This is a genomic window from Bacillus sp. LJBS06 (assembly GCF_016924995.1).
GTDB lineage: Bacteria > Bacillota > Bacilli > Bacillales > Bacillaceae > Bacillus > Bacillus stercoris.
On record NZ_CP070483.1, the window covers coordinates 2479909 to 2498718 of the forward strand.

General features: G+C 42.7%; 24 protein-coding genes and 1 riboswitch. Of the genes, 8 read left to right on the top strand and 16 right to left on the bottom strand.

Annotation, left to right across the window (positions count from 1 at the left end; translation table 11 throughout):
- Positions 1 to 35: 35 nt before the first annotated feature.
- The 4 genes from efp to JQX68_RS12545 form a co-directional block, all read right to left on the bottom strand.
- On the bottom strand, positions 36 to 593 hold the full coding sequence (efp, locus tag JQX68_RS12530; RefSeq protein ID WP_003226377.1) for an elongation factor P: 558 nt from the start codon (positions 591 to 593) through the stop codon (positions 36 to 38).
- Positions 594 to 617: 24 nt separating this feature from the next.
- Complete coding sequence (gene papA, locus JQX68_RS12535; protein ID WP_014664572.1) at positions 618 to 1679, bottom strand: aminopeptidase PapA; 1062 nt, start codon at positions 1677 to 1679, stop codon at positions 618 to 620.
- 2 nt (positions 1680 to 1681) lie between these two features.
- Entirely contained in the window at positions 1682 to 2122 is a 441-nt protein-coding gene (aroQ, locus tag JQX68_RS12540) for a type II 3-dehydroquinate dehydratase (protein ID WP_014664573.1), read from the bottom strand.
- Between the two features lie 86 nt (positions 2123 to 2208).
- Positions 2209 to 2745, bottom strand: a complete 537-nt coding sequence (locus JQX68_RS12545) for a YqhR family membrane protein (protein WP_014664574.1) — start codon at positions 2743 to 2745, stop codon at positions 2209 to 2211.
- Positions 2746 to 2970: 225 nt separating this feature from the next.
- On the opposite strand from JQX68_RS12545, the gene JQX68_RS12550 reads away from it, so the two are divergent.
- The gene (locus JQX68_RS12550; RefSeq protein ID WP_040082656.1) at positions 2971 to 3927 is read left to right on the top strand and encodes a DUF1385 domain-containing protein; all 957 of its coding nucleotides are present in this window, start codon (positions 2971 to 2973) and stop codon (positions 3925 to 3927) included.
- A 39-nt stretch (positions 3928 to 3966) separates the two neighbouring features.
- Positions 3967 to 4362 (top strand): SA1362 family protein, encoded by a 396-nt coding sequence (locus tag JQX68_RS12555; RefSeq protein ID WP_014664576.1) that lies wholly within the window; start codon positions 3967 to 3969, stop codon positions 4360 to 4362.
- Here the strand turns inward: JQX68_RS12555 and JQX68_RS12560 are convergent.
- The 3 genes from JQX68_RS12560 to lipM form a co-directional block, all read right to left on the bottom strand.
- A complete protein-coding gene (locus JQX68_RS12560) occupies positions 4359 to 5234 on the bottom strand; it encodes a patatin-like phospholipase family protein (RefSeq protein ID WP_014664577.1) in 876 nt (291 codons plus the stop codon). The two genes, JQX68_RS12555 and JQX68_RS12560, sit on opposite strands and share 4 nt — an antisense overlap.
- A gap of 124 nt (positions 5235 to 5358) precedes the next feature.
- The gene (mntR, locus tag JQX68_RS12565; protein WP_014664578.1) at positions 5359 to 5787 is read right to left on the bottom strand and encodes a transcriptional regulator MntR; all 429 of its coding nucleotides are present in this window, start codon (positions 5785 to 5787) and stop codon (positions 5359 to 5361) included.
- Between the two features lie 99 nt (positions 5788 to 5886).
- A complete protein-coding gene (gene lipM / locus JQX68_RS12570) occupies positions 5887 to 6723 on the bottom strand; it encodes an octanoyltransferase LipM (RefSeq protein WP_136654208.1) in 837 nt (278 codons plus the stop codon).
- A gap of 190 nt (positions 6724 to 6913) precedes the next feature.
- On the opposite strand from lipM, the gene JQX68_RS12575 reads away from it, so the two are divergent.
- Positions 6914 to 7294, top strand: coding sequence for a rhodanese-like domain-containing protein (locus JQX68_RS12575; RefSeq protein WP_014664580.1), 381 nt, complete (start codon positions 6914 to 6916; stop codon positions 7292 to 7294).
- A gap of 35 nt (positions 7295 to 7329) precedes the next feature.
- On the opposite strand, the gene gcvPB is transcribed toward JQX68_RS12575, so the two are convergent.
- From gcvPB to gcvT, 3 genes are read right to left on the bottom strand one after another with little or no spacing between them, the layout of a single operon-like run.
- Complete coding sequence (gcvPB, locus tag JQX68_RS12580; protein ID WP_147772228.1) at positions 7330 to 8796, bottom strand: aminomethyl-transferring glycine dehydrogenase subunit GcvPB; 1467 nt, start codon at positions 8794 to 8796, stop codon at positions 7330 to 7332.
- On the bottom strand, positions 8789 to 10135 hold the full coding sequence (gene gcvPA, locus JQX68_RS12585) for an aminomethyl-transferring glycine dehydrogenase subunit GcvPA (protein WP_069149858.1): 1347 nt from the start codon (positions 10133 to 10135) through the stop codon (positions 8789 to 8791). Before gcvPA ends, gcvPB begins: the two co-directional genes overlap by 8 nt.
- 28 nt (positions 10136 to 10163) lie before the next feature.
- The gene (gene gcvT, locus JQX68_RS12590; RefSeq protein WP_147772230.1) at positions 10164 to 11252 is read right to left on the bottom strand and encodes a glycine cleavage system aminomethyltransferase GcvT; all 1089 of its coding nucleotides are present in this window, start codon (positions 11250 to 11252) and stop codon (positions 10164 to 10166) included.
- A 171-nt stretch (positions 11253 to 11423) separates the two neighbouring features.
- Positions 11424 to 11525: riboswitch (glycine riboswitch) on the bottom strand.
- A gap of 168 nt (positions 11526 to 11693) precedes the next feature.
- Between gcvT and JQX68_RS12595 the strand changes: the two genes are divergently transcribed.
- The 4 genes from JQX68_RS12595 (at position 11694) to sinR (ending at position 14908) form a co-directional block, all read left to right on the top strand.
- Positions 11694 to 13367, top strand: a complete 1674-nt coding sequence (locus JQX68_RS12595) for a DEAD/DEAH box helicase (protein WP_069149860.1) — start codon at positions 11694 to 11696, stop codon at positions 13365 to 13367.
- A 20-nt stretch (positions 13368 to 13387) separates the two neighbouring features.
- Positions 13388 to 14182 (top strand): YqhG family protein, encoded by a 795-nt coding sequence (locus JQX68_RS12600; RefSeq protein WP_069839479.1) that lies wholly within the window; start codon positions 13388 to 13390, stop codon positions 14180 to 14182.
- A 183-nt stretch (positions 14183 to 14365) separates the two neighbouring features.
- Positions 14366 to 14539 carry an anti-repressor SinI gene (gene sinI, locus JQX68_RS12605; protein ID WP_003230187.1) on the top strand — a complete coding sequence of 58 codons (174 nt, stop codon included), beginning with the start codon at positions 14366 to 14368 and terminating at the stop codon, positions 14537 to 14539.
- 33 nt (positions 14540 to 14572) lie between these two features.
- Positions 14573 to 14908 (top strand): transcriptional regulator SinR, encoded by a 336-nt coding sequence (sinR, locus tag JQX68_RS12610; RefSeq protein WP_003226345.1) that lies wholly within the window; start codon positions 14573 to 14575, stop codon positions 14906 to 14908.
- Positions 14909 to 15001: 93 nt separating this feature from the next.
- Here the strand turns inward: sinR and tasA are convergent, their stop codons facing one another.
- From tasA to tapA, 3 genes are all read right to left on the bottom strand, one after another.
- On the bottom strand, positions 15002 to 15787 hold the full coding sequence (gene tasA, locus JQX68_RS12615; RefSeq protein WP_014664586.1) for a biofilm matrix protein TasA: 786 nt from the start codon (positions 15785 to 15787) through the stop codon (positions 15002 to 15004).
- Between the two features lie 63 nt (positions 15788 to 15850).
- A complete protein-coding gene (gene sipW / locus JQX68_RS12620) occupies positions 15851 to 16423 on the bottom strand; it encodes a signal peptidase I SipW (protein ID WP_147772443.1) in 573 nt (190 codons plus the stop codon).
- Entirely contained in the window at positions 16407 to 17162 is a 756-nt protein-coding gene (gene tapA / locus JQX68_RS12625) for an amyloid fiber anchoring/assembly protein TapA (RefSeq protein WP_147772231.1), read from the bottom strand. Before tapA ends, sipW begins: the two co-directional genes overlap by 17 nt.
- A gap of 271 nt (positions 17163 to 17433) precedes the next feature.
- On the opposite strand from tapA, the gene JQX68_RS12630 reads away from it, so the two are divergent.
- Positions 17434 to 17760: a YqzG/YhdC family protein gene (locus JQX68_RS12630; protein ID WP_014664589.1), complete on the top strand. Its 327-nt coding sequence runs from the start codon at positions 17434 to 17436 to the stop codon at positions 17758 to 17760.
- A 40-nt stretch (positions 17761 to 17800) separates the two neighbouring features.
- On the opposite strand, the gene JQX68_RS12635 is transcribed toward JQX68_RS12630, so the two are convergent.
- From JQX68_RS12635 to JQX68_RS12645, 3 genes are all read right to left on the bottom strand, one after another.
- Complete coding sequence (locus tag JQX68_RS12635) at positions 17801 to 17980, bottom strand: YqzE family protein (protein ID WP_014480252.1); 180 nt, start codon at positions 17978 to 17980, stop codon at positions 17801 to 17803.
- 71 nt (positions 17981 to 18051) lie between these two features.
- Complete coding sequence (gene comGG / locus JQX68_RS12640; RefSeq protein ID WP_147772232.1) at positions 18052 to 18426, bottom strand: competence type IV pilus minor pilin ComGG; 375 nt, start codon at positions 18424 to 18426, stop codon at positions 18052 to 18054.
- Positions 18427 to 18807, bottom strand: a complete 381-nt coding sequence (locus JQX68_RS12645) for a ComGF family competence protein (RefSeq protein WP_014664591.1) — start codon at positions 18805 to 18807, stop codon at positions 18427 to 18429.
- Between the last annotated feature and the right edge of the window lie 3 nt (positions 18808 to 18810).

An 18810-nucleotide genomic window follows, 5' to 3' on the forward strand; every position in this document is an offset into this window, starting at 1 on the left:
GCTCCCAATTTGGGAACAGACTTCTTTTTTTCTTTCTATGCTCTTGAAACGTAAGAACCGTCTGATGTATTGACAACAAGTGTGTCGCCTTCATTCACAAAGAACGGCACGTTTACAACAAGCCCGGTTTCAGTTTTCGCAGGTTTTGTACCGCCTGATGCTGTATCACCTTTAATACCAGGTTCAGTTTCAACAACTTTCAGCTCAACTGTGTTTGGAAGTTCGATACCAAGTGTTTCATCCTGGTACATCATGATATGCACAGACATGTTTTCAAGCAGGTATTTTAATTCTTCTTCGATTTGAGTTGCGCTCAGTTCAAGCTGCTCATAAGAAGAAGTATCCATAAATACGTGCTGATCACCGTTTGCATATAGATATTGCATTGTTTTTGTTTCGATTTGCGCTTTCGCTACTTTTTCACCAGCGCGGAAGGTTTTTTCCTGAATGGCGCCAGTGCGAAGGTTGCGAAGTTTAGAGCGGACAAATGCCGCACCTTTTCCAGGTTTTACGTGCTGGAAGTCAACGACGCGCCAAATGCCGCCATCTACTTCGATTGTTAATCCTGTACGGAAATCGTTAACTGAAATCATGTTTAATGTCCTCCTATATTACAATCACAAAATAATAAGTTCTTTTGGGGAATGGGTGATTGTCCGGTTGCCGTTTTCTGTAATCACGATGTCATCTTCAATACGGACACCGCCTGTTTCTGGTATGTAAATGCCCGGCTCCACTGTGACCACCATGCCCGGTTCAAGGATAGCTGAAGATCTGACGGATAATCCCGGCGATTCATGAACTTCCATGCCGAGCCCGTGCCCGGTTGAATGACCGAAATATTCACCGTAGCCTTTTGCCGCAATGTGATCCCTTGTGAGGGCGTCAGCCTCTTTTCCTGTCATTCCCGGCTTAATATGTGCGACGCCGAGCGCCTGAGCATCAAATACAACCTGATAGATCTCCTTCAATTGATCACTGGGCTGACCCACAGCGACCGTACGGGTAATATCAGAACAATATCCTTTATAATAAGCGCCAAAATCAAGCGTAACAAGGTCTCCGCTTTCAATCAGTTTGTCACTGGCCACACCGTGAGGAAGGCTTGACCGAAGGCCCGAGGCGACAATCATATCAAAAGAAGAGCTGTCAGCTCCCTGGCTTCTCATATAAAATTCCAGCTCATTGGCAACAGCGATTTCAGAAATGCCGGGTTTCATAAACGTCAAGATATGTTTGAAGGCATCATCTGCAATCTTCGCAGCTTCCTCTAATATCTTAATCTCTTCACTAGACTTAATCAAGCGCAACTTTTCCACGGATTCAGCCACAGGCACTAATTCGGCCTCACTGATAACGGCGCTGTATGAAGCGTAAGTGCCATATGTCATGCTGTTCTGTTCAAAGCCGAGACGCTTGATGCCGAACGATTCCACAGTGTCGGCAGTGGTCTGAATCAGGCTGCCGCCATGTTCAATGATCTCAAAACCTTTTACCTGAACCTTTGCCTGCTCTGTATAACGAAAATCCGTAATAAATGCTGCTTTGTCACCCGATATAACAGCCAAACCCGCAGAACCTGTAAACCCTGTCATATAGCGTACATTCGTACTGCTTGTAATCAGCATGCCGTCAATTCCCAGCTGTTCAAAAAGGTTTCTTAATTTCTCTAGCTTCATCCTTATTCTCCCCCTTGCTGGCTTAATAAGTAGCGAACAGCAAGCTTGTAGCCTTCAGCTCCAAGACCGACAATCTGCCCTTTCGCAACCGGAGCGATAACCGACTGATGCCTGAATTCTTCCCTGGCGTATAAGTTTGATAAATGCACCTCAACCACAGGAAGACTGATGCTTGAAACAGCATCCCTGATCGCATAGCTGTAATGGCTCAGGGCGCCGGGGTTCAGAACAATCCCGCTGTATTGCTCCTCAGCCTCATGTATCGCATCGATCAAATCACCTTCGTGATTAGACTGGAAGAAAGTGAGCTGGATATGTAAGGCTTCAGCAAATTGAAATAAATCTGTTTCAATATCGGTCAGCGTCTGGCGGCCGAATACTTCAGGCTCACGCTTCCCAAGCCGATTGACATTCGGTCCGTTCAAAATCAAAAAATGAGGCACATAATCTCTCCTTTTCGCGAGGGTTTCTCATGCAAAAAATGTTCACTTCTCGTGAACATTTTATCATACTGGAAAAGGTTTATACACTATTCTCTATGCATTCCCAGCGCACGTGCCAGCTTTTCCGAATTCAGCTCATTGTATTCAAATGAAATGGAATACCCGACAAACAGCCCGTAAAGCAAATAAATGCAAATCGTCGTAATAATGGTATCTGATGTCAGTTCGTTCACCGTGCGCACATCTGGAAAAATCGGATTAAAAACAAAAAACACGAGCAGCCAAAGCACCAAGCCGTATAAAATACCCGGCCACATTGTTTTTAAACGTTTCAATAGAAGAAAATAAAGAAACGCTGCGCCAATTGAAATCACTCCAATCAAAATGATGCTGATCACCGTTCCTAGTCCATGTTTTTTCCACTCTCCGAGCACAAACGGCTGCAAAATCATATTCGGACTGATTTCAGAAAAATGAAACAAATATGCGATATAAGCAACGAAACTCCATAATACGCCTCCGCAAAAACCTGTTGCTGCCACCCTGCCGGCCATCGAAACAGGCGGCCCTTGCTTCTCATTCAATTCTTCATTTTGTTCTGTATCTTTTTCGCTTGTCATCATGGCACCTCCAGTTAAAGTGTGCCCAAAAAATGAAATGTCAATAAAAAAGCTCACACTTTTTGACAGCTGCGAGTAAAATTTGAAAATAACGGGTATAATGCATGTAGAAAAAGCAAGGCTATGGCAATTTTTCAGCCTGTCAATCTAGAGGTTTAGCGCTGTTTCCTGTACAATAGAGTGAAAGGAAATGGTTAGCAATCCTAAAGAAATAGGCAGGTTGATAATATGTCAAAACATAAAATTCCGCCCGTTTACGGCGGGCAGGCTGTTGTGGAAGGCGTTATGTTTGGCGGAAAGCATCATTACGTTACAGCCATCAGAAGAACGGATGGAAGCATGAACTTTTTTAAGCTTCCCCGCAAACACAACCCGAAACTGAACATCGTAAAAAAGATACCGTTTTTACGGGGGATCGCGGCCATTATCGAAGCGAGTGCAAACGGCACAAAGCATTTGAATTTTTCAAGCGAACGTTACGGGCTCGATCCATCTGAAGACGAGACACTTGAGCAGGAAGAAAAAAAATCGTCTGGACTGTCTATGTATCTCAGCCTCGCGGTTATCGGCGTCCTTTCATTTTTGTTCAGTAAATTCGTATTTACATTGGTTCCGGTTTTCTTAGCTGAACTGACAAGGCCGATTTTTTCATCGGACATAGCTCAAATCGCGGTTGAAAGCCTGTTTAAGTTGATTTTGCTGCTCGGTTACATCTATTTTTTGTCCATGACACCGCTCATTAAAAGAGTGTTTCAATATCATGGAGCCGAACATAAAGTCATAAACTGTTATGAACAGAATTTGCCAATTACTGTGGAGAATGTCCAAAACCAATCTCGGCTTCATTACCGCTGCGGATCAAGCTTTATTTTATTTACGATTATTGTCGGCATGTTTGTTTATTTACTCGTTCCGACAGATCCGCTTTGGCTGCGTGTGATAGATCGTGTCGCACTGATACCGGTCGTACTTGGTATATCCTTTGAAGTTCTGCAGCTGACAAACAAAGTGCGTGATATTCGCGGTCTGAAATTACTAGGGTACCCGGGACTTTGGCTTCAGCTGCTAACTACGAAGGAACCTAAGGATGACCAGGTTGAAGTTGCCATTGAAAGCTTTAACGAACTTCTCAGACTCGAAGAATTGTCTGAGCAAAATCAGAAGCCTTCTCACAACGTCATCTAAAATCCGTTGCCCTGCTACTACTTTCGGAGGTGGACAGTTATGAATCATCGTGTACAACCTATTGTTGCTGTATTAATTGCGCTGGGAGCGTTCGGTTTCCTCTATGTGCTGGTAACCAATCCCGGGGAAATGGCAAAAATGGCGGTTACCGTCATCGTGGCAGGTATCATTATTTATTTTATTGTGAAATATGTAATGAATCGAAATGCGGGCAGCGAAGGAGCAGCCTTTAAAAAAGCGGCGAAACAATCGCGGCGCCGGATGAAAGAACAAAAAGCAAAACACCGCGCCGGACATAAGGGACGTGTCAGCCACCTGCGAAGCGTTCCGAGCGCCAGCAAGCCTAAGCCGATGATTCTCAAGAAAAAAAGCCAGACTCAGCTGACTGTTATAGAAGGGAAAAAAAATAAAAAGAAAAACAGAGCGCTTTTTTAATAGGTCCACTGCTTTAAAAACAGCTCTGTCCGTCTTTTGCCTAGCTCAATCAGGGCTAGTTTTTTTTGTTGCGTTAAATGAAAATCAGTCGCCATTACGTCATCAACAGGGAGAAAAATAATATTTTGTTCATAGCGTGATGCTATGTGTCTTGCGTCATGGGCATCCTTCATCGTTTCAAACAGGGCGCCGAACAGTTCGAAGGCGTTGCGGATATTTTTTTTCGGACGTTCCCTTTCACGCGGCGCAAGCGTCACACCGATCACAGGCCGCTTTCTTTCCTTTGAAAACAGCCAGATGGGGAAATTGCTTAACACACCACCGTCAACAACCGTGGCGGTGCCTGTGTCCGTTTTTAATTTTATCGGTTCAAAAAAATACGGAATGCTGCAGCTCATTCTGACCGCTCTGGCAACCGGGAACATATCGGGATTTAACCCGTAACGGGGCAAATCGTCCGGCAAAACAATCATGGTGCCGTTTGTCAGATCAGAAGCAATAAGGCGCAGAGACCCTTTCTGCAAATCGCCGAAAACCCTTATGCCTTTCGCTCTTAACAGATCAGCAATCCATTTTTCTATCGTATCGCCTTTGTATAATCCAAGACGCCAGTATATGGACACCCACTGGAGCATTTTTAAGGGGAGAAAAGAGTACCTCTGATCCAGCAATTTCTCTCCGTCCACTTCTTCAATTAAAGCGTGGATTTCCTTACTGGTGTAACCTGACGCAATAAAAGCGGCAATAATGGCGCCCGCGCTTGTACCCGCAACCCTTTTAAAGCGGAAGCCTTTTTCCTCAAGCGCTTCATAAGCACCTGCAAGCGCAATGCCTTTTACTCCTCCGCCGGAAAACACACCGTCAATATACATCTCATTCCCTCCCCCTCCATCTGATCGTTTATTACCATTTTAAGAAAACACGCGAAGAAATAGACCAACGAATGACGGGTGGCGCACCGCATCAAAAAAGACGGCCTCCTTTGAGACCGCCTTTTTACTGATTATGATGTTCTGTTTTCTTTTGGATTGATTTCAGATCTTTTTTACGGGTATCATCTTCTTCAAAATATTGAACAAGATCCCCGATGCGATCAATGCTGTTCCAGCTTAAATGATGTTCGATTCCTTCGACATCGTTATATATTTTCTCTTCATCAACACCAATGATTCTTAAAAACTGCTCAAGCAATTCATGTCTGTAAACCAGCCGTTTGCCTATTTTTTTCCCTTTAGACGTTAACACGAGACCGCGATATTTTTCATAAATTAAATATTCGTCTTTATCTAGTTTTTGAACCATTTTTGTTACAGAGGAGGGATGGACTGCCAATGCTTCCGCGATATCGGAAACTCGTGCATATCCTTTTTCTTCAATCAGCATATAAATCTGTTCAATATAATCTTCCATACTTGGTGTTGTCATCGAAACCCTCCCAAAAAGCACCTTAACTTTATAAACCATTACAAGTTTACACTAATGAACTTGAAAAAACAAGGATGCTCCGCGGGTCAAAAGCCCTGTTTACCGCTTATAATTCCATTCATCTGAAGCATACTTTGTTTCAGCCAAGTGATGAACGAAATCAAGCTCTTCCTGAGAAAGTTCGTACGGCTCCAGATGAATGTTAAGACCTGTTTCAAATCCTTCTTTAAAGGCTTTACGAGCCTCATCCATCGTCACCCGTTTTTCGGTTAGTTCATTAATGGCAACCGCTTTATTTTTGAAATTGCGCTGCATCCGCTCTCTTACTCTTTCATTTGGATATAAGAACAGATCGAACAGCTTGTCCTCATCCAAATCAAGAAGAATGGAGCCATGCTGAAGAATCACGCCTTTTTGTCTCGTTTGCGCGCTTCCCGCCACCTTGCGGCCCTCAACCACTAGCTCATACCACGAAGGCGCGTCAAAACAAACGGATGACCGCGGATTTTTTAAGCTTTCTTTTTCTTTTTCGGTTCTCGGGATGGCAAAGTAAGCATCCAGGCCGAGATTTCTAAAGCCTTGAAGTATGCCTTCTGAAATAACCCGGTATGCCTCAGTAACAGTCGCCGGCATTTCGGGGTGCTCTTCCGAAACAATCACGCTGTATGTCAATTCCTGATCGTGCAGAACGCCTCTCCCTCCGGTCGGGCGTCTGACGAATCCGAGATTATACTTATGTACTGCTTCAAAATTGATTTCCTTTTTAATATTTTGAAAATACCCTACAGAAAGCGTCGCCGGATTCCAGCCATAAAAACGGATAACCGGGGGAATTTTCTTCTCGCTGTGCCAATATAAAAGCGCTTCATCAAGCGCCATATTGAATGCAGGACTTGCATTGCCTGAGTCTATAAACCGCCAAGTTTCTTTTTGCATTTTAAGACCTTCCTTACCGTTTTAATAGAATCAGTTTATCAAACTGCCGGGAAAATGAAAAATATTTTAGTTCCATTATAGATGACAATCACGCTGTGCTTTACTATAATAGTATTTGTCGAAAACGGCTCTATGGCCTTGTTTTATGAAGCAGGGTTTTGATTTTATATGCTAAAGGAGTAGAATCACATTGTCTAATATGATCGTTTTGATTATTTTTGCTGCATTTATTGTCTATATGATTGCTTCATATGTTTATCAGCAGCGTATTATGAAAACACTTACCGAAGAAGAATTCCGCGCGGGTTACCGCAAAGCGCAGCTTATTGACGTTCGTGAACCGAATGAGTTTGAGGGCGGACATATTTTGGGCGCCCGCAACATCCCGCTGTCTCAGCTGAAACAGAGAAAAAATGAAATCCGTCCGGACAAGCCTGTTTACCTATACTGCCAAAACAGTGTCCGCAGCGGACGCGCGGCACAAACCCTGCGCAAAAACGGCTGCACTGAGATTTATAACCTAAAAGGCGGCTTTAAAAAATGGGGCGGAAAGATTAAAGCGAAGAAATAAAGCAAAACAGCTGTCTGGCAGACAGCTGTTTTTATTTATTTCTCTTCCGCCTCGTATCTGAGCACCGGGTGTCTCGCCGCTTTTGTTTCATCCATTCGTTTTACAATCGTTGTATGCGGCGCCTCCTGAACAAGCTCCGGATTCTCCTCCGCTTCTTTTGCGATTTGAATCATAGCATCAATAAACGCATCCAGTGTTTCCTTTGATTCTGTCTCTGTCGGCTCAATCATGATGCATTCTTCAACATTAAGCGGGAAATAAATTGTCGGCGGATGATAGCCGAAATCAAGCAGCCGTTTTGCAATATCAAGCGTACGCACTCCCAGATTTTTCTGCCGCTTCCCTGACAATACAAATTCATGCTTGCAATGGCGGTCAAACGGAAGATCGTAATAAGGCGCGAGCTTTCTCATCATATAGTTGGCGTTTAACACTGCGTTCTCAGTAACAGCTTGTAACCCGTCAGGCCCCATGGAACGGATGTACGTATACGCTCTGACATTAATGCCAAAGTTGCCGTAATACGGCTTCACGCGGCCGATCGCATGAGGGCGGTCATAATCAAACGTAAAGCGCCCTTCTTTTTTGACTAAAACGGGTTTTGGCAAATACGGAATCAGATCTTGTTTTACGCCGACAGGGCCTGAGCCGGGGCCTCCGCCGCCATGAGGGCCTGTGAATGTTTTATGCAGGTTGAGGTGCACCACGTCAAATCCCATATCCCCAGGTCTCGCTTTGCTTAAAACGGCATTTAAATTAGCGCCGTCATAGTACAATTTCCCTCCCGCTTCGTGAACAATCTCCGCCATCTCTGTAATCTGTTCCTCAAACAAGCCGAGCGTGTTCGGATTCGTCAGCATAAGAGCTGCAGTTTCTTCATTCACTGCTCTTTTTAAATCCTCTAAATCAACAAGCCCATTTTCATTCGATTTCACCGTAACGGTTTCAAAGCCTGCTACTGTTGCTGATGCAGGATTCGTCCCGTGCGCGGAATCAGGGACAATGACCTTCGTCCGCTTGAAATCCCCGCACGCTTCATGATAGGCGCGGATCATCATCAGCCCCGTCCATTCACCGTGCGCTCCGGCAGCAGGCTGAAGCGTTACTTCATCCATTCCCGTTATTTCTTCAAGGTGCTTGCTTAAATCATATAAAAGCTCTAACGCGCCTTGTACCGTGCTTTCATCCTGAAGGGGGTGAATCGCAGCAAAACCGGGAATACGCGCGATTTTCTCATTGATTTTCGGATTATATTTCATCGTGCAAGAACCGAGCGGGTAAAAGCCGGAATCCACCCCGTGATTGCGTTTGGAGAGCGCCGTATAATGGCGCATGATATCCAGCTCTGAAACCTCCGGCAGCGCTGCTTCTTCGTCACGAATATAGGTGTCTGACAAGAGGTCCTCCAATTCGATTTCCGGTACATCGAGCTCCGGCAGACTGTAGCCGATACGGCCTTCTCTGGAAAGCTCAAAAATAAGTGCCTGATCCTGATTACTCATGGCGATCCCCCAATTCCTGAATGAGTGCGTCAATTTCTTCTTTTGTTCTCAGCTCCGTTACAGCAACCAGCATATGACAGTTTAGCTCCGGGTACGTCAGCCCAAGATCATATCCGCCAATCATTCCTTTTGCCAGCAAACGCTGGTTCACAGCTCTCACTGGTTCCTTCAGTTTGATGACAAATTCATTAAACATCGATCCGTCAAACATAACGGTAAGGCCTGCTTTTTTTGCTTCTTGCTTTGCATAGTTGGCTTTTAAGAGATTTTGGCGGGCTATTTCTTTTACACCGTTTTTTCCGAGAGCAGTCATGGCCACTGATGCCGCCAGCGCATTTAACGCTTGGTTCGAGCAAATATTTGATGTTGCTTTATCCCGGCGAATATGCTGCTCCCTGGCTTGCAATGTAAGCACAAAGCCTCTTTTCCCGTTTTCGTCTTCCGTTTGCCCGACGAGGCGGCCCGGCACCTTTCTCATCAATTTTTTCGTAACGGCAAAAAAGCCACAGTGCGGGCCGCCGTATGCTGAAGGAATGCCGAAAGGCTGCGCATCACCGACGACGATATCAGAGTGAAACTTGCCAGGTGGCGTGAGGAGGCCAAGTGCAAGCGGGTTGGCTGATACAATAAACATGGATTTCCCTTGATGAGCGATAGGCTCAATATCCTGTAACGGCTCAATCCGGCCAAAAAAATTCGGGTATTGAACGATCACTGCGGCTGTGTCCTCGCAAACGGTTTGGCGCAAAGCATCAAGATCTGTAACGCCATCTGCAGCGGGTACTTCAACAACTTCGATATACTGACCTTTTGCGTACGTTTTCAGCACTTCCCGTGATTCAGGATGCACGGTTTTTGACACAACGATTTTTTTCTTTTTCGTGTGGCCTGAAGCAAGCATTGCTGCTTCTGCCAAAGCTGTACCGCCATCATACATAGAGGAGTTGGCGATATCCATTCCCGTCAGCTCACAGATCATCGTTTGGAATTCAAAAATCGCCTGAAGCTCTCCTTGTGAAATCTCTGGCTGATAAGGCGTATATGCGGTATAAAACTCAGAGCGCGAAATGACATGATCCACAATGACAGGCTGATAGTGGTCATATACACCCGCTCCTAAGAAAGAAGCATATTGTACGGTATCACGATTTTTAGAGGCCAGCTTTGTCAGTTCTCTTGTTAATTCTGTTTCTGATTTCGCTTTTTTGATTTGATACTCTTTTTTATATTTGACGTTCTCCGGTATATCAGCAAATAAATCATCGACGCTGCTTACGCCGATCGCGGCAAGCATTTCCTGTTTATCCTTTTCTGTTGCGGGCAAATAACGGTGCTTCATGTGTTGACTCCTCTCTCCAAGAAAAATATTAGCGTTTATAAAATGGTGTTTTGACAACCTTTGCTTTCACTAATTTTTTGCGAATCTCTACATCTACAACAGTCCCGATATTACTCGCTTCCGAAGCAATTAAGGCAAGGCCGACGTTTTTCCCTAATGTGGGTGACTGCGTGCCGGTTGTCACCTTTCCTACGGATTTGCCAATATGAAAAACTTCATATCCGTGCCGCGGTATCCCTTTGTCAATCATTTCGAGACCGACAAGTTTACGCTTCGCTCCGTTTTCTTTTTGTTCACTCAATACTGATTTCCCGAAAAAGTCAGACTCTTTTTTGTGCTTTACGGCAAAGCCTATACCTGCTTCAATCGGTGTAATATCCCGGGTCAGCTCCTGACCATACAGCGGGAGCTTCGCTTCAAATCGAAGTGTATCACGTGCTCCGAGACCACATGGAATCAGTCCATATGCATCCCCTGCATCAATGATTTTTTTCCAAATATGAACAGCATCATCACTGCGGCAGTAAATTTCATACCCGTCTTCACCCGTATAGCCAGTTCGGGAAATAAGCGCTTTGCAACCGCTAATATCGGCTTCATCCATAAACGCAAACGGCTTTAAGGCAGACACATCTGCAGCTGTCAGATTTTTTAAGATTGCTTCTGCTTTCGGCCCCTGTACAGCCAAGAGCGCGATTTGATCTGACTGATTGTCAATCTGCACATCACCTGCTGCATGTTCTTTCATCCAAGCCAAGTCTTTATCTATATTAGAAGCATTAATGACAAGCAGATAGCGGTTTTCTCCTTTTTGATAGATAAGCAAATCATCGACGGTTCCGCCATCCGGATAACACATCGCCGTATATTGAGCACGTCCCGGTGTTAACGCGGAAACATCATTTGTCATCAGCCTTTGCAAAAAAGACAGACTGTCGTTTCCTGATACTTCGATTTCTCCCATATGGGATACATCAAACAAACCGGCTGCAGTTCGGACAGCCTCGTGTTCTTTTTTTATAGAAGAAAATTGGACAGGCAGCTCCCAGCCACCGAAATCAATCGTTTTTCCTCCATATTCCTTATACAGGTCAAATAATGGCGTTCTTTTCAGCATCTAATTCCTCCCCTTTTTCAACGGCGCAGCTAAAAAACATACAAAAAAGGACAGAGAAACACCTCATGTAAAATGAAGGTTCTCTGTCCTGGCACCTGAAAGTTTACTTTGCATACGCAAAGACGTCCCCTTTGGTGGTTTGCACATCCGCGCAAACACTCTCCAGAGTTGCGTCGAGCAAGAGTTCTTTTGCCTGAGAGATTCACTCCGCAGTTTGCTCCTTCGGCGCCTGTATCCCGAGGTTTTCGGTCAGGTCTCTCCCCTTGCTGTCATTCGCTCATATTTTCATGCTGTTGTGGACATACTATAGCAATATCTTACATCAAATACATACTCATATCCTACCATCATCACTATATGCTGGGCAACAGCAATTTGGGCAGATTTTACTTATATTGTTCATCTTAAGAATCGAAGAATAAGAAAGGCGGTTTCAAAGCAATGAATGCAGAAATGATCTACGATGCAAAATGGCCTGAAGAATTTGCTGAAAGGCTGAAAAACGATGGCCCTTGGGCAAACTGGGAACTGTACAAACTCTCTGCAGAAATCCAGAAAACATTAGCAATTCCAGAGTTTGAAGGCTTACGGGCTCCTTTATACCTGCCTTCCTTTACGCCGCTCCCACACCAGCTTGAGGTGGCGCAAAAAGTGGTTGAAAAAATGAACGGGAAAGCGATTTTAGCAGATGAGGTCGGTCTCGGGAAAACGGTTGAAGCCGGTTTAATTTTAAAAGAGTATATGATTCGCGGGTTAGCAAAAAAAATTTTGATCCTTGTGCCCGCTTCCCTTGTGTCACAGTGGGTCAAAGAGCTTCAGGAAAAATTTTTGATTCCGGCTGTTGAACAAAAGAAAAGTTATGTGTGGGAACAATGCGATATTGTCGTCTCATCAATCGATACCGCGAAACGCTCGCCCCATCGAGAAATCGTTCTGTCTATCCCATATGACCTTGTCATTATTGATGAGGCACACAAACTGAAAAATAGCAAAACGAAGAACTATGAATTTGTCCGGAATCTCGTAAAAAAATATTGCCTGCTTCTTACCGCGACGCCAATTCAGAACCGTATTGAAGAGATTTTCAATTTGGTGTCCTTACTAAAACCGGGCCATTTAGGCAGCCAGAATCACTTTCAGGAGGAGTTCGCCAACAAGAAAACCAGTTTAGAAGCGCATGAACATTTAAAAGATCTTGTGAATAAAGTCATGATCCGCAATAGGCGGCATGATACCGGGCTGAATTGGAAACAGCGCCATGTTGAAACAGTGCCGATTGAATTTTCTCCTTCAGAGCAGGCCCTTTATGATGAAATTTCCCGCTTGAAGGAAAGTATCAATAAGCCGGCCAGCATGTTCTCAATTATGACCTTGCAAAGAGAATGCTGTTCGAGCAGAGAAGCGGTATATATGACGCTGAAAAAAATGCTTGATCAAAAAGAGAAACAAGCACCTGCCATTGATGAGCATACGATTTCAGTTTTAATAGAGCGCATCAATCAAGTGACACAAAATTCTAAAGCGCTTCAAGTCGTTGATTTAATCAAAAAGATTGACGATAAGGTCATCATTTTTACAGAATACCGGGCAACCCAGATTTATTTGCAGTGGTTTCTTCAACAAAACGGGATCAGTTCTGTGCCGTTTAGAGGCGGATTTAAACGCGGGAAAAAAGACTGGATGAAGGACCTTTTCCGCGGAAAGATTCAAGTCCTTATTGCAACTGAAGCAGGCGGTGAGGGGATTAACCTTCAATTTTGCAATCACATGATCAACTATGACTTGCCATGGAACCCGATGCGACTTGAGCAAAGAATCGGAAGAATTCACAGGCTCGGGCAGGAGCGTGACGTGCACATTTATAACATGGCAACAAAACATACGGTGGAAGAGCATATTCTAAAGCTTTTATATGAAAAAATTCATTTGTTTGAAAAAGTGGTTGGCGAACTTGATGATATTTTAACGAAAATTCAAGTGAACAATTTTGAAGAACACCTTCATGACATTTTGTATCACTCAGCAACAGAAGAAGAAATGAAAATAAAAATGGATAACTTAACCTCATTTTTGTCTTATAAAAAACAGCAGCCTGCTGAAAAAAGAGGATCTTAGCCTGTAAGGAGGTTTTAGTAGTGAGACAGCGAGAGGTTCACGATTTTCTGCTGCGTTTTTTTCAAGCAAACAGCTGCCAAATCGTCGATCAAGGCTTAGGCTATATGACAGTACAGCTTACAGTTGAAATGGACAAACAGATCATGAACCGCCCTTTCTATTGGCATTGGCGTGAGAAGACAGGCGGTGATCCGAATCCAATGAAAATCACCTTTATTACAGATAAAGAAAATGCGCCAAAAGACCTAGATGGCGAATTTATATATTTTGGGGCCCCGCGCCTTTTTCAAATATTTAAAGCTGTTAAACAAAATGGGAGATTTACCAGAATGTATGAGAAAATTGAATCAGCCGGAGCCAAAGTCCCACTTCAGCCTTGGCTTGGTATAAATGTCACGATTTCATACCAGTCCGACATGAAAAAGGATAAGCTATTGTCACTAGGTCTTCACCTAGTCTCTGGAACGATTATTGAAGATTTTCAAAGCAAGCTGACCCAGCTTTCACTGACATCTCAAATATGTGACTATTGCTTCACTATTTCACCTATGATCAAACCAGAAAGCGGGCTTAAACGTATGGAAAACTATATTTCCAAATCCGCTATGCAGGAGCCGTCCGACTGGGCGGAACAGGCGGTTGACAGGTGGAGAAATGATATGACATTGCTTGATAAGTTTTACGAGCATATAGAAGAAAAACCAGAAGAATACCATCTAGAAAAACAGGCGCTGAAAACGTTGTATCAACCAAAGATTTCAGTTGAAATTGAAAATGGCGGATTGTTTTATCTGCAAAATAATATTTCAAGCTAACTTTTTTACCATTCGACACCATTCTCGTTTTTTTTAAGAAAATGCGATTATAATAAAAGTATATTGGAAAAAAATTCTGGTAATTGTAATGGCAAATGACTTCCAGAGACTAATGAAGCATACAATGAGTCATGGCCGGACTGGCTGAAATACATAAACAAGTATTTTAGGAGGAGAAACTGCATGAAAAATGCAAAACAAGAGCACTTTGAATTGGATCAAGAATGGGTTGAATTAATGGTGGAAGCCAAAGAGGCAAATATCAGCCCGGAAGAAATACGAAAATATTTACTTTTAAACAAAAAGTCTGCTCATCCTGGTCCGGCAGCCAGAAGTCATACCGTAAATCCTTTCTGAATGTGCTATAATATCACAAGGAAGGTGATGACATTGATTGGCCAGCGTATTAAACAATACCGTAAAGAAAAAGGCTACTCACTATCAGAACTAGCTGAAAAAGCTGGGGTAGCGAAGTCTTATTTAAGCTCAATAGAACGAAATCTACAAACGAACCCCTCCATTCAATTTCTCGAAAAAGTCTCCGCTGTTCTGGACGTCTCGGTTCATACTTTGCTCGATGAGAAACATGAAACCGAATACGATGGTCAATTAGATAGTGAATGGGAGAAATTGGTTCGCGATGCAATGACATCCGGGGTATCGAAAAAACAATTTCGTGAATTTTTAGATTATCAAAAATGGAGAAAATCCCAAAAAGAGGAGTAGTGCCTGAGCAGAGGCACTAACTCCTCTTTTGTCAATAAACATGGAGAAGGCCCAGTATACAATATACTGGGCCGCCTCTTTTTATTGCTGTTTTTAATTTTTATCCTCGCTGTGCGCTTTTTCATTTTCTTTCACGTAACCGTCTTTATCAGTATGGTCCTTTTTGATTGTCAGGCCGTTCCACTGTGTAGCTTCGAACGAGAATTGAAGCTTAATGGAGTTGCCTTGGTATTTATTTTGAACCATAAGCCCGTTTTCATCTTTTGTTTTATCATCTTTGAATTGGATTTCCATTTGAACCTGATCGAAATCAGTTGGTGTTTTTGGAACACCATCATATTCAGGAGCAGTTTTACCGTCAATTGTTGCTACATTGACTTTACCGCTTGCATGTAAGAATTTAGGGTCAATTTGTTTTTTAATTTTTTCAGCAGCCGCTGCATCATTTTTAGCAGACATCAAATACAAGTCTTTAAGGTTCGCATCATCTAAAATAATGTTTTTCGGGTAACCATTGCCGCCCTCTTTTCCAACTGTCAATAATGTCACTTCAAACTGGCTGAGAAAATCTTCCGGAGATGTATTGCTGCCGCCGTTTGCTTTAAAATCTCCATAATTAAGTGCCATTAAAACTTCTTTGATCGCAAGTGAGCCGTTATTTTCAAATTGGAAATCCTTTGTCAGCTTATCTCCCGGCTTTAGATTTGATAAGTTCACACTCGCTGAATTCTCTTTAGCAGATAAATCAAGCGTACCTGATGCAAAAGTAGCATCCTTTGATTTAATATCGTTAAATGCTGCCCATGTTCCTCCTCCAACTAAAGCTAATCCTAATGCCGCAGAAGCAACTCCTAAACTCAATTTCTTTTTCATACCCATGGCTAACTCCCCTTTTATTGAATATTTTTATATCGAAACCTGTTGCCAGGTTTACAACTGAGGTTAAGTGGACATGGTGCTGTCCTTTGTATCTGTTTCCAAGGCTTTTGTCTTTCTTTCAATTTCTCTGATGGCGCTGGTGATCGTCACAAAAGCGTACACTAGCAGCATCACACCAGGAAAAATTAATAAAATTGCCGTTCCAATCGGCTGGCTGGCAAAATGAAGCATATAGCCGGCATATGGAAGCTGAAAACCTGTGTATTGCGCGCGAACATTTTCGTCGGATACAGGCGCTGAATCGGCTGCAGCATTATTATCACCTTTTGTTTTAAATAACAAATGGTCTTCTTGCTTAGTGATGCCAACAATTCTGTGGGTGACCGCCGTATTTGCATCCTGCATAAATGTAATAACGTCACCTTTTTGGAGCTCTTTCACATCAGTGATTTCTTTGACCAATATTAAGGAACCTGTATTGAACTCCGGCTCCATCGAACCTGACAGAACTGATTTCAACGTGTACCCAAACACTGCCGGCTCTCCCCCGGATGAACGTGTTGAAATCACGACAAGTGTCAGCACTATAATAAGAGTAAAGATGATCACATAAAGAATATTACTGATCAGCTTCATTGCTTTTTTCATCCTCTTCCCCGCTTTCCTTCTGATCTGTTTGAGTTTCATTTTCTTTTATTACAGCTTCTTGAGATGTTTCTTCTTTAATTGTTTTTTTCTGTATATCCTTTTGTGTTGTTTCCTTGTTGACGTGCGACTTCGTTTCTTTTTTAGGAACTGTCGGTTTTTCATCGCATTTTGCAAGCGTCATAGGCTCCGACCACTCAAATGTACTGCCGTCTGCCGGGTAGCCGGCCGGTTTATATACTTTAAATGCATAAATGCCGGGTTTCATTTTTTTCTTCGTCTCAATTTTATAAAGTGAATCGCCAATTTGATTGGAGACAAACCCTTTTTCGATCACATTCCCATTCTTTAACGGTTTGCGGGCATTTTCCAGCTTATGAAGCTCCCACTTCCACTTTGATTTCTTAAGTTTCTCACCTGTATTTTTGAGCTCAGCAAATAAGGTAATAGGTGAGCATACAGTCCCTTTCGTATTTGTTTGATCTGATATGTGCAAATCACTTTGATCCCAGCGTTTATCATAATGGCAGTTTTGATCTGTATGCTGAAAGTCTTTACACGTTTGAAGTGAGACATCCAACGTTTCAATATCATGAAAAGCAGCGCTTGTATCATCGGAAAATTGTAAGCATATTGCGGCAGTCAGACTGAAAATGACTGAAAGCTGAAAGATAAGCAGCACTTTCAGTTTTGTCTTCGCCTTTTGCTGATTGCGAAACAATCGAAACATATCTTACCTCCTGTAAAACACTGTAACTTGATATGACAATTGTTCTCTTTAAAGAACTACACAAATAGAGTATAATCAACGATTTATAGATTTAAAAACATCAAAATCGACCATTTTGTTCGTTTAAAAGAATGATTTCGCCATATTACAAAGTCTCGCTCCATATTGCTCATGTTTTCAATTTTTTAGAAATTTTTGGGATTGTTATGTGAGAAATTAAATGCATATCCCGCTCTAATTTGGTAATAATAAACAAAGAAAGGGTGACAGCATGATGATCAAACAATGTGTGATTTGTCTATCTCTTCTCGTCTTCGGCACCGCTGCCGCTCACGCAGAAGACGCACCGCTCGTAACCGCCCGCCACATGTCCAAATGGGAAGAAATCGCTGTAAAAGAAGCCAAAAAAAGGTACCCGCTCGCACAGGTACTGTTCAAACAAAAAGTATGGGACCGCAAAAGAAAAGATGAAGCAGTGAAGCAATACCATTTAACTTTGAGGGAAGGGTCAAAAGAATTCGGTGTTTTTGTGACGATTTCATTTGATCCTTATAGCCAAAAGGTCAATAAAATTGCCATTTTAGAAGAATATCAATAAGGTCCTCCATTTTTGAAGGACCTTATTCGTTAATTTGCGGTTATTTTTTCCGCTTGAGCCAAAGACGGAAGCCATAGGGTAAAATACCGAACCACTGCTGGGAAGCGGGCGTTTTTGTTTCTTTCCGCACCTCTTTTCGTTCTTTTCGCTCATCTCTCGGAGTATCTATATATTTGACAAATTGCTGCGTCATATATTTCACATAGTCATTCGTTTTCACGTGATCACCTCATCATTCAATTATTATGAAGTGTTATCTCATATGACTTTTTTTATACCCTTTCGACTGCTTTATTCTGTCCAGCTCAGCATTTTTTTCTTTTTTTGATCAAACACGATCAGTGCAGTTCTTTCTGTTCCCGACTCCGTTAACACTTTTAAGTTGATTTCTTTTTGCTCTTTTATCGATGTATCGCGAATGTAATAAGAAACCTGTCCATATGGAAATTGCTGCGTACCCTTCTGCCCTTTCTGTTGCTCAAGAACATGCCGAATTGAAAGAAGCGCACCATTCTGAAGCAAATTCTCTCCTGTATATAACTCTTTCGTTTCCTTCTCAAACATGCAGCGTGAAATATATTGAGCAGCAGTAAAGTTCACGATTAACAGCACAAGCGCTGACACAAAAAGAACTGCTGGATAAATAAACCCCCTCGTATGGTACATTCACCCTCCTCCTAAATACGAATAAACCGGAAAAGAAGTTTGATACACTTTTTTCTCACTCTCAATTTTCAGCAAAACAACACCATTTTCAATATCAGCTTTCATAGCTGTAATATGATCTAAAATGGGAACATGCCCTTTGCCATCCACTCTTTTTCTTACCATAGAATGATAAACTTCAAAACGGATGTCTTGCCCGGAAAGATTGGTGCAAATTAAAACGCTCCCATGCTCGGCTGTCTTAACTGCCTGTGACTCCTTGCATTCATTCATCATCTGTTCTATCGAAATCATCCATTCTTGCTGTGTGAAACCGCCATGCTCCTGCTGTCGAGATAAAAACAGATGGAAAATCGTCGCTAACGATCCTGATATGAGCAAAAA

What these genes read in the sequence shown, in the direction of transcription:
- JQX68_RS12595 (WP_069149860.1), top strand. Translation starts at nt 11,694, where the DNA reads ATGAATGCAGAAATGATCTACGATGCAAAATGGCCTGAAGAATTTGCT.
- mntR (WP_014664578.1), bottom strand. Translation starts at nt 5,787, where the DNA reads ATGACAACACCAAGTATGGAAGATTATATTGAACAGATTTATATGCTG.
- JQX68_RS12630 (WP_014664589.1), top strand. Translation starts at nt 17,434, where the DNA reads ATGATGATCAAACAATGTGTGATTTGTCTATCTCTTCTCGTCTTCGGC.
- efp (WP_003226377.1), bottom strand. Translation starts at nt 593, where the DNA reads ATGATTTCAGTTAACGATTTCCGTACAGGATTAACAATCGAAGTAGAT.
- gcvPB (WP_147772228.1), bottom strand. Translation starts at nt 8,796, where the DNA reads ATGAGTAATCAGGATCAGGCACTTATTTTTGAGCTTTCCAGAGAAGGC.
- tapA (WP_147772231.1), bottom strand. Translation starts at nt 17,162, where the DNA reads ATGTTTCGATTGTTTCGCAATCAGCAAAAGGCGAAGACAAAACTGAAA.
- gcvT (WP_147772230.1), bottom strand. Translation starts at nt 11,252, where the DNA reads ATGCTGAAAAGAACGCCATTATTTGACCTGTATAAGGAATATGGAGGA.
- sinI (WP_003230187.1), top strand. Translation starts at nt 14,366, where the DNA reads ATGAAAAATGCAAAACAAGAGCACTTTGAATTGGATCAAGAATGGGTT.
- JQX68_RS12555 (WP_014664576.1), top strand. Translation starts at nt 3,967, where the DNA reads ATGAATCATCGTGTACAACCTATTGTTGCTGTATTAATTGCGCTGGGA.
- comGG (WP_147772232.1), bottom strand. Translation starts at nt 18,426, where the DNA reads ATGTACCATACGAGGGGGTTTATTTATCCAGCAGTTCTTTTTGTGTCA.
- JQX68_RS12560 (WP_014664577.1), bottom strand. Translation starts at nt 5,234, where the DNA reads ATGTATATTGACGGTGTGTTTTCCGGCGGAGGAGTAAAAGGCATTGCG.
- gcvPA (WP_069149858.1), bottom strand. Translation starts at nt 10,135, where the DNA reads ATGAAGCACCGTTATTTGCCCGCAACAGAAAAGGATAAACAGGAAATG.
- sipW (WP_147772443.1), bottom strand. Translation starts at nt 16,423, where the DNA reads ATGAAGCTGATCAGTAATATTCTTTATGTGATCATCTTTACTCTTATT.
- tasA (WP_014664586.1), bottom strand. Translation starts at nt 15,787, where the DNA reads ATGGGTATGAAAAAGAAATTGAGTTTAGGAGTTGCTTCTGCGGCATTA.
- JQX68_RS12550 (WP_040082656.1), top strand. Translation starts at nt 2,971, where the DNA reads ATGTCAAAACATAAAATTCCGCCCGTTTACGGCGGGCAGGCTGTTGTG.
- lipM (WP_136654208.1), bottom strand. Translation starts at nt 6,723, where the DNA reads ATGCAAAAAGAAACTTGGCGGTTTATAGACTCAGGCAATGCAAGTCCT.
- JQX68_RS12545 (WP_014664574.1), bottom strand. Translation starts at nt 2,745, where the DNA reads ATGATGACAAGCGAAAAAGATACAGAACAAAATGAAGAATTGAATGAG.
- papA (WP_014664572.1), bottom strand. Translation starts at nt 1,679, where the DNA reads ATGAAGCTAGAGAAATTAAGAAACCTTTTTGAACAGCTGGGAATTGAC.